Origin of the sequence: Bradyrhizobium sp. 21, assembly GCF_023073335.1 — a bacterium.
In the GTDB taxonomy this organism is placed as follows: domain Bacteria; phylum Pseudomonadota; class Alphaproteobacteria; order Rhizobiales; family Xanthobacteraceae; genus Bradyrhizobium.
Window position 1 is genome coordinate 1 of record NZ_JADPJG010000031.1, and the last position, 13,569, is coordinate 13,569.

The window sequence follows — 13,569 nt, forward strand, 5'->3', positions numbered from 1 at the left end:
TGGGTAGAGCCCTTGCGAAACCCATCATGAGTGCGATGGGTTTCGCTTTCGCTCTACCCATCCTACAAGTCGCTGCGCTCGCAAAGACCTCGTTGAAGCAGTTGCGCTCTATGCCTCCAGTATCACTGCCCGGCCGGTGCGGACATCGCGCCGTTGGCGTAGCGCGACCAGTCGGGCGCGGTCGGCTGCGATGGCCAGAGGGCGGCGTTGGAATCGCGCACCGATTGAGTGATCGGCGCGGGTTGCGCCTTGCGGACGTGGTGGCGGTCGCTCGCTGCGGCGGTCTGGATCGCGGCGCTGGCGATCAGCATGGCGCCAAGAATGGCAAAGGTCTTTTTCATCGTTGTTTCTCCCGTGACGACGCCCCGGCTGTGAGAGGCTATCTTGTGTGGTCGCCGTCGCGGTTGACATGGCGATGCGTCCTGCCAAATGTCACCGTCGCGGCTATCACGTTGGGGCGAGCCAATTTTTTGGTCTCGGCTAAATATTCGGCAATCGTGCCCCCGGCGCCGATGGACTTGCTCGCCGCAATCCGGTTCAATGCGGCCAATTGGGCTTTTTGGGCGACAATGATGTCGAAATATCTGCTGGTCCTTTTGCTGATCGCCGCGCCGGCCGTGGCGCAGGTCAAGGTCACCCCAAAAACCTCGGCGGCGCATCCGGACCCCTGCGCGCCGATCGGGCGTACCGCGGACGGCAAGCCGGTCTACTCCATGAAATGCGAGAATCTGCCGGTGCCGCCCCCGCCACCGCAGGCGGAACTTAAGGAAGCGCCGCAGCCTGCCGCCGAGCCGGAGCCGGAGACGCGCCGGAGCGGCATTTTCGGCTGGTCCTACGACCGCAGATGATAGCCGCGCCCCCTTGCGCGAAGCTCGATCGAATGCTTTTTGCCCAAGAGTTCCGATGAGAGTTCCGATGAGAGTTCCCATGAGAATTCCCCGTGGGGCCACCGATCCAGAGAGATGAGATGAGCAAACTCGTTATTCGCGCCGGCGACTTCACGTTCGATGCCCGTTTCGAGGAGCAAGCGGCGCCCAAGACTGTCGCCGCCTTCCGCAAGGCGCTGCCGTTTGAAAGCCACATCATCCATGTGCGCTGGAGCGGCGAGGCGGTGTGGATGCCGCTCGGCGACCTCGATTTCGGAGTTGGCTACGAGAACCACACCAGCTATCCCGCGCCCGGCCAGATCATCCTCTATCCCGGCGGCATCAGCGAGACCGAGATCCTGATGGCCTATGGCGGCGTGAGCTTCGCCAGCAAGATGGGCCAGCTCGCCGGCAATCACTTCATCACCGTGACCTCAGGCCTGGAGAATCTGGCGACCCTCGGCAAGAGCGTGCTCTGGAAGGGCGCGTTGCCGATCCGCTTCGAGGAAGTCTGAGTGACGAATACCCGCTACCCGCGCGATCTCCGCGGTTACGGCCGCAACCCGCCGCACCCGCAATGGCCCGGCAACGCGCGGGTCGCGGTGCAGTTCGTCGTCAATTTCGAGGAGGGCGGCGAGAACAACATCTTGCACGGCGACCGCGCCTCGGAAGCCTTTTTGTCCGACGTGCTCGGCGCACAGCCCTGGCCCGGCCAGCGCCACGCCAATATCGAATCGATGTTCGAATATGGCTCGCGCGCCGGCTTCTGGCGGCTGTGGCGGATGTTCAGCGAGCGGAAATGGCCGACCACCGTGTTCGGTGTCGCTACGGCGCTGAAGCGTAATCCGGAAATCGTGGCTGCCATGAAGGAGGCGGGCTGGGACATCGCCAGCCACAGCCTGAAATGGATCGAGCACAAGGACATGACGGAGGCGCAGGAGCGCGCGGAAATCGCGGAAGCGATCTGCGTCCACACTGCGGCGACCGGCTCGCGGCCGCTCGGCTGGTACACCGGGCGCTCCTCCACCAACACCAACCGCCTGTTGATGGAGGAGGGCGGTTTCCTCTATCTCTGCGACTCCTACGCCGACGACCTGCCGTACTGGGTCAAAGGCGTGAGCGGCAAGCAGCTCGTCATTCCCTACACGCTCGACGCCAACGACATGCGCTTCATCAACCCGCAAGGCTTTGCGGAAGGCGAGCAGTTCTTCACCTATTTGAAGGATTCCTTCGACGTGCTCTATGCCGAGGGCGAGAGCGCGCCGAAGATGATGTCGGTGGGGCTGCACTGCCGTCTTGCCGGCCGGCCCGGCCGCGCCGCGGGACTGATCCGCTTCCTCGACTATATCGGCAAGCATGAACGCGTCTGGGTGCCGACGCGGCTCCAAATCGCACAGCACTGGCACGACAAGCACGCGCATCTTGCGGCCGACGCATTCGAGATCGGATGAAGGTGTAATGTCGCAAATTTCGCTCGCCGACCTCAACTCTGCAAGTAACGCCGATTTCGTCGCCGCGCTGGCCAATGTCGTCGAATATTCGCCGTGGATCGCGGAGCAGATCGCCGGACAACGGCCGTTCGCCGGCATCAATCAATTGCATGCCGCGCTGATGGCGGCGATCCAGACTGCGGAGCCCGATGCGCAGCTGGCGCTGATCCGGGCGCATCCCGATCTCGCGAACAAGACCCAGCGCGCGGCGGGCCTGACGGCGGAATCCACAGACGAGCAGAACAGCGCCGGCCTCGACCGGCTGTCGGACGCCGAATATGCAGCGTTCGAGCGCGTCAACAACGCCTATCGCGACAAGTTCGGTTTCCCCTATATCGTCTGCGTACGCCGTCACACCAAGGATTCCGTGCTGCGCGACTTCGAGACGCGGCTGCTCAATATCGCCAAGACCGAGACGCGGCGTGCGATCGAGGAGATCGGCCGCATCTCGGCGCTGCGGCTCGACCAACTCGTCAGCGCCGATGATAGGTTGAAAGTGCACGGCCGGCTGTCGACGCATGTGCTCGACAATCACGCCGGCAAACCTGCGCCCGGCATCCCGGTGGAGCTCGTCGAGCTTGCGAACCTCGGGGAGAGCCGCGTGATCGCGCGCACGGTCACGAACGCAGACGGCCGTACCGACCAGCCGTTGATCGGCGGCCGCCCATTGCCGATCGGCCGCTATGAGCTCCGGTTCAGCGTGGCCAAATATTACTCCGAGCGCAACGTGCAACTCACCGACCCGCCGTTCCTCGACGCGATCCCGTTGCGTTTCGCCGTCAGCGAGCCCGAGGGACACTATCACGTGCCCCTGTTGGTCACGCCGTGGAGCTATTCGACCTATCGCGGCAGTTAATTACCAAACTTGTCGCGCAGCGCCGGAAACAGCCGGTCCGGCTTGAAGGGCGGCGCGGTGAAGCGGATGCCGGTCGCATCGGCAATCGCGTTGCCGAGGGCGGCAGCGACCGGATTGTAGGGACTCTCGCTCATCGACTTCGCCCCCAACGGTCCGATCGTGTCGGATGTCTCGGCAAAGAAGACCTCGGTGCGGGGCACGTCGGCGAAGGAGGGCAGGTGGTAGTCGCGGAATTTCGGGTTGGTGACGCGGCCGTCGGCGTCGATCACCATCTCCTCGTAGAGCGCGGCGCCGAGCGCCTGCGCGACGCCGCCTTCGACCTGACCGCGGCACTGCATGGGATTGGCGACGACACCGGCGTCTGCCGCGTGCACGCTCCGGAGAATCCTGAGCTCGCCGGTGCCCTTGTTCACGGCGACGCGAAAGCCCTGGACGTTGAAGCCGACCGAACGCGGCGTGCCACTGGAATTGCCGGTGCCTGCGAACGGTTGTCCGCGTTCGCGCGCGAGCTTCGTCAGTTCCACAAAGGACATGCGCCGCACGCCACTGACGACGGCCTCGCCTTCGAGCGTGCAGCTCGCGATGTCGCAGAGCCATGCGCCGGCGGCGGCCGCCTTCAGCCCGGTCGCAAGCTGCATGGCTGCCGCATGCGTCGCCTTGCCGGCGACGAAGGTGCCGGCGCTGCCATAAGCGCCGGTGTCATGGCCGCCATGGGCGGTGTCGGACTGGTGCAGGCGGATCCGGTCGACGGTGGTCGCAAGCGTCGTCGCCGCGATCTGCCGGTGCACGGTGCTGGTGCCGTTGCCGAACTCGGCGGTGCCGACGGTGAGGTCGAAGCCGCCGTCGTCGTTGAGCGCGACCGTCGCATCCGCGAGATGGCCGGCCGGTGGCACCGTGTCGATCATGGTCAGCGCGACGCCGTCGCCGATCAGCCATTCCGGCGAGAGGTCCGGTTGCGGAGCATCGGCCTGCATCGCGCGTTCGACCAGGTCGAGGCATTGGTCGAGCCCGTAGGAGCCATAAAGCACGTCGTGAAAATCGGACGGTGGCGGCGAGAGCATGGGATCGCCGGGCTTGACGACGTTGCGCCGACGCATGTCGTAGGGGCTGATACCGAGCTGCCGCGCCAGTTCGTCGATCGCGGCTTCGACCGCGATCTGCGTCTGCGGCAGGCCATAACCGCGAAACGCGCCCGCCGGAACCGTGTTGGTGTAGACCGCGAAGCCGTCGACCCGCTTGTTCGGGCAATTGTAGACGCTGATGGACTCTGCCAGCGAGTGGAACATCACGGGGCCGGCGTGATTGCCGTAGGCGCCCGTATTGGAGAGCACCTCGAGCTGGAGCGCGGTGAGCTTGCCGTCGGCGTCCGCCCCGGCCTTGATGTGGACTCGCATCGGATGTCGCGTCGAGGTCGCGATGAATTGCTCCTCGCGGGTGAACTCCAGCTTCACCGGCCGCCCGGTCTTGAGCGCGGCGAGCGCCAGGATGTCCTCGACGAACATCTCCTGCTTGCCGCCAAAGCCGCCGCCGACGCGTTCGCAGAACACGCGGACCTTGTCGGTGGGAAGCTCGAAGATATCAGAAAGCGCGCGACGGGTCAGGAACGGCACCTGCGTCGACGTGCGAACATTGAGCACGCCCGAAGCATCGAGCCAGGCGAGCCCGCCATGGGTCTCCAATGCGGCGTGCTGCACACGGTGACTGTGGAAGGTGGCCTCGAAGGTGACGGCGGATGTCGCGAGCGCGGCCGTCACGTCACCGAACTCGCCATGTGTCTCCGCGACGAGATTGCGCTGGGCATCGGCAATGCGGTTTGCGGTGGTGCGGTCAGGATGAATGATGGGTGCGCCCGGCGCCATCGCCTGCTCCGGATCGATCAGCGCAGGGAGAACTTCGTAATCGACCTTCAGCCGGCGGCACGCCTCCTCGGCGGCGCCTTCGCTCTCGGCGACGACGGCGGCAACCTTCTGGCCGATGAAGCGGACGACGTCATCGAGGATACGGGTGTCCTCCGGATCCATCCAGTCCTTCTCGTGCCGCGCGGTCGAGATCAGGACCGATGGCGCATCCTCATGCGTCAGCACCGCGTGCACGCCGGGAACGCTCAGCGCGTCCGACTTGTCGATCGCGACGATCTTCGCATGCGCATGAGGGGAACGCAGCAGCTTGATGTGCAGCAGGCCGTCCATCTCCGTGTCGAACGTGTAGCGAGCCTTGCCGCGCACGACATCGGGGCCTGCCGGCGCCGGCAGGCTGCGGCCGAATGCAGCGCCGGCCTCGACGCGCTCCTCGACATTGGTCTTGCCGAGCAGCGCATCCTCGATCGAGCGATAGCCGGTGCAGCGACAGATGTTACCCTTCAGCGCCACGCCGAGATCGGTGCGCTGCGCCTGGTTGAGCGAGGCGCAGGTCAGGATCATGCCGGCGGTGCAGAAGCCGCATTGAAACCCTTGCGCATCGAGGAAGGCCTGCTGCATCGGATGCGGACCGCTGTCGCTGCCGAGCCCTTCGATCGTGGTGACGGCACGGCCTTCGGCGCGGAAGGCCGGGATCAGGCAGCTGTGCACCGGCTCGCCGTCGATCAGCACGGTGCAGGCGCCGCAATCGCCGGCATCGCAGCCCTTCTTCACGCCGAAATGGCCAAGCTCGCGCAAAAACGTGCGCAGGCACTGGCCGGCGCGCGGTGCTTGCGAAAACGGCTCGCCGTTGACCTTGAAGCTCATGATGGTGTTGCACCCAGGAGTTCGTCACGGATCTCTTCGGCAAGCCGCAGTGTCATGTGCTTGCGCCAGAGCGGCTTGCCGTGGATATCTGTGTGGTACAGATCATCCGTGATCTGCTGCGCGATTGCGTCGCGAAGCGCATGCGCATCCGGGGTCTTGGCAAAGGACAGCTGGATCGGTCGCACCGTCGATGCGGTGACCGTGAGCGTCAGCGCGCCATCGGTATCCAGGCTGCCGATCACAAGCGCCGCCGAGCGGCCGACCGGCGCCAGCGAGATCTGGCGAAAGGCCGTACGACGCTTCAACGCGGCAATCGGGATATCGACCTGCCGGAGCAGGTCCCCCGTCGTCAGACGGTTGCGCTGGTTGCCGGTGACGAATTCGGCGACGGGCATCGTCTGTTCGCCGCCGTCGGTGTTCCAGATGGTGCAGACGCCGTCGAGCGCTGATGTGAGCGAGATCATCGGTCCCGCCGGCAGAGACATGCAGAGATTGCCGCCGACGGTTGCCGTCTTCCAGATCTTGAACGAGGCGAGGAACGCGCGGCAGCATTGGCCGATCAGCGGCGCCGCGAGCCATTCAGACGGACAGGCGAGCCCGTCGAGCTGCGCGATGGTGCACGTGGCGGCGATGCTGAGATGGCTCTCGCTGACGGTCAGCGCCGGCCAGTTCAGATCGGTCAGATCGATCAGTCGCGTCAGATGCGTTTGCGGCTCCGAGAACAGCCAGGTGCCGCCCGCGAGCCAAGCATCACCTGCCGTCCAAACGGGCAGCTGCACGCGCGTTTGCGGATGGGCGACCGCTGTGATGGTATTCAAGTCCATGCTCGCGCCAATGCTTCCGCCGGGTGAATCGCACGAGAGAGTCTTGCAAGACCGGAGCCAAGCCGCAACAACAAGTAGCTGGTTGGAATGGGATCGGGCAGGCTCCGCCTGACTGGCCTGCTGCCAGCGGATGCGAGGAGAAACACGATCATGAGCGTCTCAAAGCCGATCTGGATCAGGGATCCCCTAACCATCCTCGCGGACGGGGCCGAGCGCGGGGTCGTGGTGAAGGACGACCGGATCGTCGAGCTCGTACCGGCCGGCGGAACGCCCGCGACGGCCGATGTCGCGGTGTTCGATGCGAGTGAGCATGTCGTGCTGCCAGGCCTGATCAACACCCATCATCATTTCTACCAGACGCTGACACGGGCGCTGCCCGCGGCGATGGACCGCGAGTTGTTTCCCTGGCTCCAGGCGCTCTATCCGGTGTGGGCGAAGCTGACGCCGGAGCGGCTGCAACTCGGCGTCACCGTGGCGATGTCCGAGCTGCTGCTCTCGGGCTGCACAACGACGACGGATCATCACTACGTCTTCCCGGCGGGGCTCGAGGAGTCCGTCGATATCGAGGTCGACGTCGCAAAGCGGCTCGGTATGCGCGTGCTGCTGACGCGCGGATCGATGAACCTGTCGCAGCGCGACGGCGGCCTCCCGCCTGACAGCGTCGTGCAGGACGAGGACACCATCCTCGCCGACAGCGCACGCGTGGTGGCGAAATATCACCAGCGCGGTGCGGATGCGATGGTGCAGATCGCGCTGGCGCCGTGCTCGCCCTTCTCGGTGACGACGTCGCTGATGCGCGCCACCGCCGATCTCGCCGACAAGCTCGATGTGCGCCTGCACACCCATCTCGCCGAGACCGAGGACGAGAACAAATTCTGTCAGCAGATGTATGGCTGCCGTCCGCTCGACTATCTCGAGCAATGCGGTTGGCTCAACGCGCGGACCTGGCTCGCTCACGGCATCTTCTTCAACGCGGAGGAAATGAAGCGGCTCGGCAAGGCGAAGACGACGATCAGCCATTGCGCCTGCAGCAACCAGCTCCTGGCCTCCGGCTGCTGTCCAGTTTGCGAGATGGAGGAGGCCGGTGTCGGCATCGGCATCGGCGTCGACGGCTCAGCCTCGAACGACGGATCCAACCTGATGCAGGAGGTGCGGGCAGCGTTCCTGCTGCAACGGGCGCGCTATGGGGTGACGAAGGTCAGTCACAAGGATGCGCTGCGCTGGGCGACCAAGGGCTCGGCGGCCTGCGTCGGCCGGCCGGAACTCGGCGAGATCGCCATCGGCAAGGCCGCCGATCTCGCGCTGTTCAAGCTCGACGAGTTGCGCTTCTCCGGCCACGGCGACCCCTTGGCCGCGCTGGTGCTGTGCGGGGCGCATCGGGCCGACAGGGTCATGGTGGCAGGAAAATGGGCAGTGATCGACGGCGCGATCCCAGGCCTGGATGTGGCTGATCTTATTCACCGCCACAGCTCGGCGGCACGGGCGATGCAGACGGGATAGTTTTCGAGCAGGATCTAAAGAGGGGGCGACCACAAGTGCCGGGTGCTTCTGGCCACCCCCTCCGAACCTTCTCCGGGAGGAGCAGGTATTTCAGGCAATGCAAGAAGCGTGCTACTTGCCCGGCAGCTTGTCGTCGATGCCCTTGACGTAGAAATTCATGCCGAGGATCTGGCCGTCGTCGAGGTTGGCGCCCCCCTTGCACTCCACCGGCTTGCCGTCCTGCCCAACGACCGGGCACTTGAACGGATGCAGCTTGCCCGCGGTGATCGCGGCCTGGGCATCCTCGGCCATCTTCTTCACGTCGTCAGGCATGTTGGTGTAGGGCGCCATCGCGAACATGTGGCTGTCGAGGCCGCCCCAGGTGTCCTCCGACTTCCAAGTGCCGTCGAGTTCCGCTTTGACGCGGGCGATGTAATAGGGGCCCCAGGTGTCGAGGATCGAGGTGAGCTGGGTCTTGGGCCCGAACTTGATCATCTCCGAATCCTGGCCGAAGGCGAACTTGCCGCGTTCGCTGGCGATCTGCATTGCCGCCGGCGAATCCGTGTGCTGCATGATGACGTCGGCGCCCTGGTCGATCAGCGCCTTGGCTGCGTCGGCCTCCTTGCCCGGATCGAACCAGGTGTTGGCCCAGATGATCTTCACCTTGATGTTCGGGTTGATGGTCTGCGCCGCCAGGACCGTCGCGTTGATGCCGGAGACGACCTCGGGAATCGGGAACGAGCCGATATAGCCGAGCACACCGGACTTCGACATCTTGGCCGCGATCAGGCCCTGGATGTAGCGGCCCTGGTACCATTTGGCCGAATAGGTCGACATGTTCTTGTCGCGCTTGTAGCCGGTCGAGTGCTCGAAATGCACGTTCGGGTATTTCTTCGCGACCTTCAGCGTCGGATCCATGTAGCCGAACGAGGTCGTGAAGATCAGCTTGTTGCCGGCGCGGACGAGCTGCTCGATGGCGCGCTCGGCGTCGGGACCTTCAGGCACGTTCTCGAGATAGGTGGTCTCGATCTTGTCGCCCAGCTCCTTCACCAGCGCCTGACGCGCGAGATCATGCTGGTAAGTCCAACCGAGATCGCCGATCGGACCCAAATAAATGAAGCCAACTTTGAGCTTGTCGGCGGCAGAGGCTGCACTGACGCTCCCGGCAATTAAAAGCCCGGCAGCCAGCGCTAGAAGTGATTTCCTCATCATCAATCTCCAAACATCAGGGGAAAGCCACGATCCGCAACGTGCGCGCCCCATCGCGCACGCCGCGGAAATGAAACTCAGCGGTCTGGCACGAATACGGTGCCGAGCGCGGCCGGCGCGGTCGATCCGCCCGTGCGCGCGCGGGAGAGCAGGACCAGGACGATGACGGTCGCGAGATAAGGCAGCGCCGACATGAACTGCGAGGGAATACCAACACCCCAGCCCTGCGCGTGCAGTTGCAGGATTGTCACCGCGCCGAACAGGTACGCGCCGATCACCAACCGGCCCGGCCGCCAGGACGAGAACACGACCAGCGCCAGCGCGATCCAGCCGCGGCCCGCGGTCATGCCGGGAATGAAGAAGGGCGTATAGGCGAGCGGCAGATAGGCGCCGGCAAGCCCGGCACAGGCGCCGCCGAACATCACGGCGAAGGTTCGGATGCGCAGCACGGGATAGCCGAGCGCATGCGCGGAGACGTGGCTGTCACCGCAGGCGCGGAGGATCAAACCCGGCCGGGTACGGTACAGGAACCACCAGACGGCGACGATCAGTGCCAGCGAGAAATAGACAAAGGCGTCCTCGCCGAACAGGACACGGCCGATCAGCGGAACGTCGGTGAGGCCGGGAATGTAGAGATGCGCCGCCGGCGTGATGCGCTCGCCGACGAAACGGGCCCCGATCAGGCCGGAGAGTCCGACGCCCAGGATGGTCAGCGCAAGACCCGTCGCAACCTGGTTGACTGCGAGCCCGAGCGCCATCAACGCGAAGATCAGCGACATCAGCGTGCCCGCGACGATGCCGAACAGCGCGCCGATGAAGATCGAACCGGTCAGCCACGCACCTGCAAAGCCGCAGGCGGCGCCGACGATCATCATGCCCTCGACGCCGAGATTGAGCACGCCGGAACGCTCGGTCACGAGCTCGCCCGTCGCCGCAATGAGCAGCGGTGTCGACGCGGCGAGCACCGCCAGAATGATGGCTTCAACCAGTTCCACGGGCCACCTGACGGTTCGGGAACACCAGTTTGAAGCGGTAGAGGATGAGGGAATCGCAGGCGAGCACGTAGAACAGCAGGATGCCCTGAAATACTTTGGTGACGTCCAACGGGATCTTCATTGCGATCTGCGCTTGCTCGCCGCCGATAAAGGTCAATGCGAGGAAAAGGCCTGCAATTAATATTCCAAGCGGGTTCAGCCGGCCGAGGAAGGCGACGATGATCGCGGTAAAACCGTAGCCGGGCGAGATGCCGGGCTGGAGATGCCCGACCGGACCCGCGACCTCGATAATGCCGGCAAGGCCCGCGAGCGCACCCGAGACCGCGAAGGTCAGGATGATCAACTGGTTGGAATTGAAGCCGCCGAACCGTGCCGCGCGGGGGGCAGCACCAACAACGCGGATTTCGAATCCCTTGATGGTGCGTCCTAGCAGGATCGCCACCGCCGCGACGACGAGGAGGGCGATGATCGAGCCGAGATGCAATCGGCCGCCTTCGATCAGCAACGGGACTGTTGCCACCGGATCGAACTCGGCCGTGGTCGGGAAGTTGAATCCGTGCGGATCGCGCCACGGGCCGCGTACGAGGTAGTCGAGGAAGAGGTCGGCGACATAAACCAGCATCAGGCTGGTCAGGATTTCGCTGGCGCCGAACTTCACCTTGCAGATCGCCGGGATCAGCGCATAGAGCGCGCCTGCGACGGCTGCGAGCACGAGCATGACCGGCAGCACCCAGGCCCCGGCGTCGGTGCCCTGCGTCTTCACCGCGACCCAGCTTCCCGCGACCGCGCCGATCAGGAATTGTCCTTCGGCGCCAATGTTCCAGGCGTTCGCGAGATAGCAGAGCGACAACCCGATCGCGATCATCACCAGAGGCGTCGCCTTCACCGCGATCTCCTGGAGCGAATAGCCGTCGGTCAGGGGCGCAATGAAATAGGCGTGCAGGGCGAGCAGCGGATTCTTGCCGAGGATCGCGAACAGAATGACCATGGTCACGATCGTGAGGCCGATCGCGATCAGCGGAGAGATCAGCGCGATCGTGTTGGAGCGCTCGGCGCGCTTCTCAAGCACCAACTGCATGCGCGGCCTCCTTCGGCTCCAGCGAGCTGCCGCCCATCAACAGCCCGAGTTTTTCGCGCGTCGCCTCCTTGGTAGCGAGCGGGGCGGACAGATGGCCATGAAACATCACGGCGATGCGGTCAGCGATTTCCGCGAGCTCGTCGAGATCCTGGCTAGTCACGAGCACGGCTGCGCCTGCCGTCGCCAGATCAAGCAGCGCCTGGCGAATGACGGCGGCGGCGCCGGCGTCGACGCCCCAGGTCGGCTGGCTCACCACCAGCACCGCCGGGTTGCGCAGGATCTCGCGTCCCACGATGAATTTCTGCAAATTGCCGCCGGAGAGGCTGGCCGCTTCCGGATCGCGCTTGGCCTTGCGGACGTCAAACGTTTCCGTCGCGCGGTCGACGGTCTTCAGCGTGGCGGCGGTGTCGATGAAGCCGTGATGGACCATGCCGCTGGCGGCGTGCCCTGTGAGCAGCGCATTCTCCGACAGCTTCATGCGCGGTGCGGTGCCGTGGCCAAGCCGTTCTTCGGGTACGAAAGCCGCGCCGAGCTTGCGACGCTGCGTGATCGAGAGATGGCCCGCAGCAAGGCCTTCGATCACGATCGTGCCGGGATCTTTCGATAGACGCTCGCCGGACAGCGCCGCGAACAGTTCGTCCTGGCCGTTGCCGGCGACGCCGGCGATGCCGAGGATCTCGCCACCCTTCAGCTCGAACGAGATGTGCTCGAGCCGCACGCCATGGGCCTCGCTGGGGGCGAGCGAGAGGTCGTTGACGACGAGGCGCGGCACGGTGGTCTGCCGTCCGGCGGCCGCCTTCACCTCCTTGATCTCGCCGCCGACCATCATGCGCGCGAGCGAGGCGGCGGTCTCAAGCCTCGGATTGCAGGTCTCCACCTTCTTGCCGCCGCGCAGGATCGTTGCGGTGTCGCACAGGCGCTTCACCTCCTCGAGCTTGTGGCTGATATAGAGGATGGCGCGGCCTTCGGCCTTGAGCCGCTCCAGCACGATGAAGAGCTGGTCGGCTTCCTGCGGCGTCAGCACCGCGGTGGGTTCGTCCAGGATCAGGAATTGCGGATCCTGCATCAGCGCGCGGACGATCTCGATGCGCTGGCGCTCGCCGACCGATAATTGCCAGACTTCGCGTTTGGGATCGAGCGGCAGGCCATAGGTCTTCGATACCTGCTCAAGCCGTGCCGACATGTCCTTGAAGGATTCCCTGCCGTCGAGGCCGAGCGCGACGTTCTCGGCGACGGTGAGATTGTCGAACAGCGAGAAATGCTGGAACACCATGCCGATGCCGCGGCTGCGCGCTTCCGAGGGACCGGACAGCGCGACTGGCTGCCCCTTCCAGAGAATCTCGCCGGCGCTCGGCTGGATCAGCCCGTAGATCGCCTTCACCAGCGTCGACTTGCCGGCGCCGTTCTCGCCCAGCAGCGCATGGATTTCTTTCGGCCAGATGTCGATGTCGATGGAATCGTTGGCGAGGAAATCCCCATAGCGCTTGGTGAGCCCGATCGTCCTGAGGAGCGGGGTTTCGCCGGAATGCAGGCCGTTAGTCGTTGGATCCAACATTCGCTGATGCACTTGCATGGGGTGAAGTGCCTCAATAGTGGGCTAGTTTGAACCGCCGCGTAAGGTGTGAAAAAGCGTCATCCCTTGCCCAACGCTGCGGCAGAAGGTCGGCGCTCGCGAGTCGCCGTCGCTTTTTGTGGGGATCGCCGCAAGCCGCGCCCCGGACGCTCGTCGTGGTCGCAACTGCGAACAGTGCCTGTTGCAAATTTGTGACGGCTTAAGCCAAATCGGAACCGGCTATGCAGGCTTGACGCGCTGTTGAGCAAAGTCGCGCCACCACGCGTATGCAATGACGGACTGCAATGTTCGTCGCCGGGGATGACCGTTTCCGTGCAGTTTGATCGACGCAAAAGCCAAACGAAATCAAACGGGAAAGTCCGGCAATAGCCCCGCTCCAACATGCGGCTCGCAAGCGAGAGCAGCGCTAAAAAACCCTCGAATTCCCACGGTCAACGCCGCGTGCTGCCGAAACAAGCGGCATGCCTTGGAAAAAG

Annotated in this window: 12 protein-coding genes; 5 read left to right on the forward strand and 7 right to left on the reverse strand. The window is 64.5% G+C overall.

The window, feature by feature from the left end; translation table 11 throughout:
* Positions 1-122: 122 nt before the first annotated feature.
* Positions 123-341, reverse strand: a complete 219-nt coding sequence (locus tag IVB31_RS23955; protein WP_247328478.1) for a hypothetical protein — start codon at positions 339-341, stop codon at positions 123-125.
* Positions 342-569: 228 nt separating this feature from the next.
* Here IVB31_RS23955 and IVB31_RS23960 point away from each other — a divergent pair, with 228 nt between their 5' ends.
* From IVB31_RS23960 to uraD, 4 genes are all read left to right on the forward strand, one after another.
* Entirely contained in the window at positions 570-848 is a 279-nt protein-coding gene (locus IVB31_RS23960) for a hypothetical protein (protein ID WP_247328481.1), read from the forward strand.
* Between the two features lie 119 nt (positions 849-967).
* Entirely contained in the window at positions 968-1,381 is a 414-nt protein-coding gene (locus tag IVB31_RS23965; RefSeq protein ID WP_092022597.1) for a DUF3830 family protein, read from the forward strand.
* The gene (puuE, locus tag IVB31_RS23970; protein ID WP_247328483.1) at positions 1,382-2,317 is read left to right on the forward strand and encodes an allantoinase PuuE; all 936 of its coding nucleotides are present in this window, start codon (positions 1,382-1,384) and stop codon (positions 2,315-2,317) included. It abuts the gene before it with no gap.
* A gap of 7 nt (positions 2,318-2,324) precedes the next feature.
* Positions 2,325-3,212, forward strand: a complete 888-nt coding sequence (uraD, locus tag IVB31_RS23975) for a 2-oxo-4-hydroxy-4-carboxy-5-ureidoimidazoline decarboxylase (protein ID WP_247328486.1) — start codon at positions 2,325-2,327, stop codon at positions 3,210-3,212.
* Here uraD and IVB31_RS23980 read toward each other — a convergent pair.
* Together IVB31_RS23980 and IVB31_RS23985 are read right to left on the reverse strand one after the other, a co-directional pair.
* On the reverse strand, positions 3,209-5,935 hold the full coding sequence (locus IVB31_RS23980) for a molybdopterin-dependent oxidoreductase (protein ID WP_247328488.1): 2,727 nt from the start codon (positions 5,933-5,935) through the stop codon (positions 3,209-3,211). The two genes, uraD and IVB31_RS23980, sit on opposite strands and share 4 nt — an antisense overlap.
* On the reverse strand, positions 5,932-6,759 hold the full coding sequence (locus IVB31_RS23985; RefSeq protein ID WP_247328490.1) for an FAD binding domain-containing protein: 828 nt from the start codon (positions 6,757-6,759) through the stop codon (positions 5,932-5,934). Before IVB31_RS23985 ends, IVB31_RS23980 begins: the two co-directional genes overlap by 4 nt.
* Before the next feature lie 150 nt (positions 6,760-6,909).
* Here IVB31_RS23985 and IVB31_RS23990 point away from each other — a divergent pair, with 150 nt between their 5' ends.
* Positions 6,910-8,259: an 8-oxoguanine deaminase gene (locus tag IVB31_RS23990; protein WP_247328492.1), complete on the forward strand. Its 1,350-nt coding sequence runs from the start codon at positions 6,910-6,912 to the stop codon at positions 8,257-8,259.
* Between the two features lie 111 nt (positions 8,260-8,370).
* On the opposite strand, the gene IVB31_RS23995 is transcribed toward IVB31_RS23990, so the two are convergent.
* The 4 genes from IVB31_RS23995 to IVB31_RS24010 all read right to left on the reverse strand — a co-directional run bounded on the left by IVB31_RS23995 (position 8,371) and on the right by IVB31_RS24010 (position 13,075).
* Positions 8,371-9,447 carry a BMP family ABC transporter substrate-binding protein gene (locus tag IVB31_RS23995; RefSeq protein ID WP_247328494.1) on the reverse strand — a complete coding sequence of 359 codons (1,077 nt, stop codon included), beginning with the start codon at positions 9,445-9,447 and terminating at the stop codon, positions 8,371-8,373.
* A 77-nt stretch (positions 9,448-9,524) separates the two neighbouring features.
* On the reverse strand, positions 9,525-10,442 hold the full coding sequence (locus tag IVB31_RS24000; protein WP_247328496.1) for an ABC transporter permease: 918 nt from the start codon (positions 10,440-10,442) through the stop codon (positions 9,525-9,527).
* Positions 10,429-11,520, reverse strand: a complete 1,092-nt coding sequence (locus IVB31_RS24005; RefSeq protein WP_247328498.1) for an ABC transporter permease — start codon at positions 11,518-11,520, stop codon at positions 10,429-10,431. The genes IVB31_RS24000 and IVB31_RS24005 overlap by 14 nt, the downstream gene beginning before the upstream one ends.
* Positions 11,504-13,075, reverse strand: a complete 1,572-nt coding sequence (locus IVB31_RS24010; RefSeq protein WP_247328500.1) for an ABC transporter ATP-binding protein — start codon at positions 13,073-13,075, stop codon at positions 11,504-11,506. Before IVB31_RS24010 ends, IVB31_RS24005 begins: the two co-directional genes overlap by 17 nt.
* Positions 13,076-13,569: the final 494 nt, after the last annotated feature.

Excerpts from the sequence above, each read along its gene's own strand:
- IVB31_RS23955 (WP_247328478.1), bottom strand. The coding sequence starts at position 341 with ATGAAAAAGACCTTTGCCATTCTTGGCGCCATGCTGATCGCCAGCGCC.
- IVB31_RS23960 (WP_247328481.1), top strand. The coding sequence starts at position 570 with ATGATGTCGAAATATCTGCTGGTCCTTTTGCTGATCGCCGCGCCGGCC.
- IVB31_RS23965 (WP_092022597.1), top strand. The coding sequence starts at position 968 with ATGAGCAAACTCGTTATTCGCGCCGGCGACTTCACGTTCGATGCCCGT.
- uraD (WP_247328486.1), top strand. The coding sequence starts at position 2,325 with ATGTCGCAAATTTCGCTCGCCGACCTCAACTCTGCAAGTAACGCCGAT.
- IVB31_RS23980 (WP_247328488.1), bottom strand. The coding sequence starts at position 5,935 with ATGAGCTTCAAGGTCAACGGCGAGCCGTTTTCGCAAGCACCGCGCGCC.
- IVB31_RS23985 (WP_247328490.1), bottom strand. The coding sequence starts at position 6,759 with ATGGACTTGAATACCATCACAGCGGTCGCCCATCCGCAAACGCGCGTG.
- IVB31_RS23990 (WP_247328492.1), top strand. The coding sequence starts at position 6,910 with ATGAGCGTCTCAAAGCCGATCTGGATCAGGGATCCCCTAACCATCCTC.
- IVB31_RS23995 (WP_247328494.1), bottom strand. The coding sequence starts at position 9,447 with ATGAGGAAATCACTTCTAGCGCTGGCTGCCGGGCTTTTAATTGCCGGG.
- IVB31_RS24005 (WP_247328498.1), bottom strand. The coding sequence starts at position 11,520 with ATGCAGTTGGTGCTTGAGAAGCGCGCCGAGCGCTCCAACACGATCGCG.
- IVB31_RS24010 (WP_247328500.1), bottom strand. The coding sequence starts at position 13,075 with ATGTTGGATCCAACGACTAACGGCCTGCATTCCGGCGAAACCCCGCTC.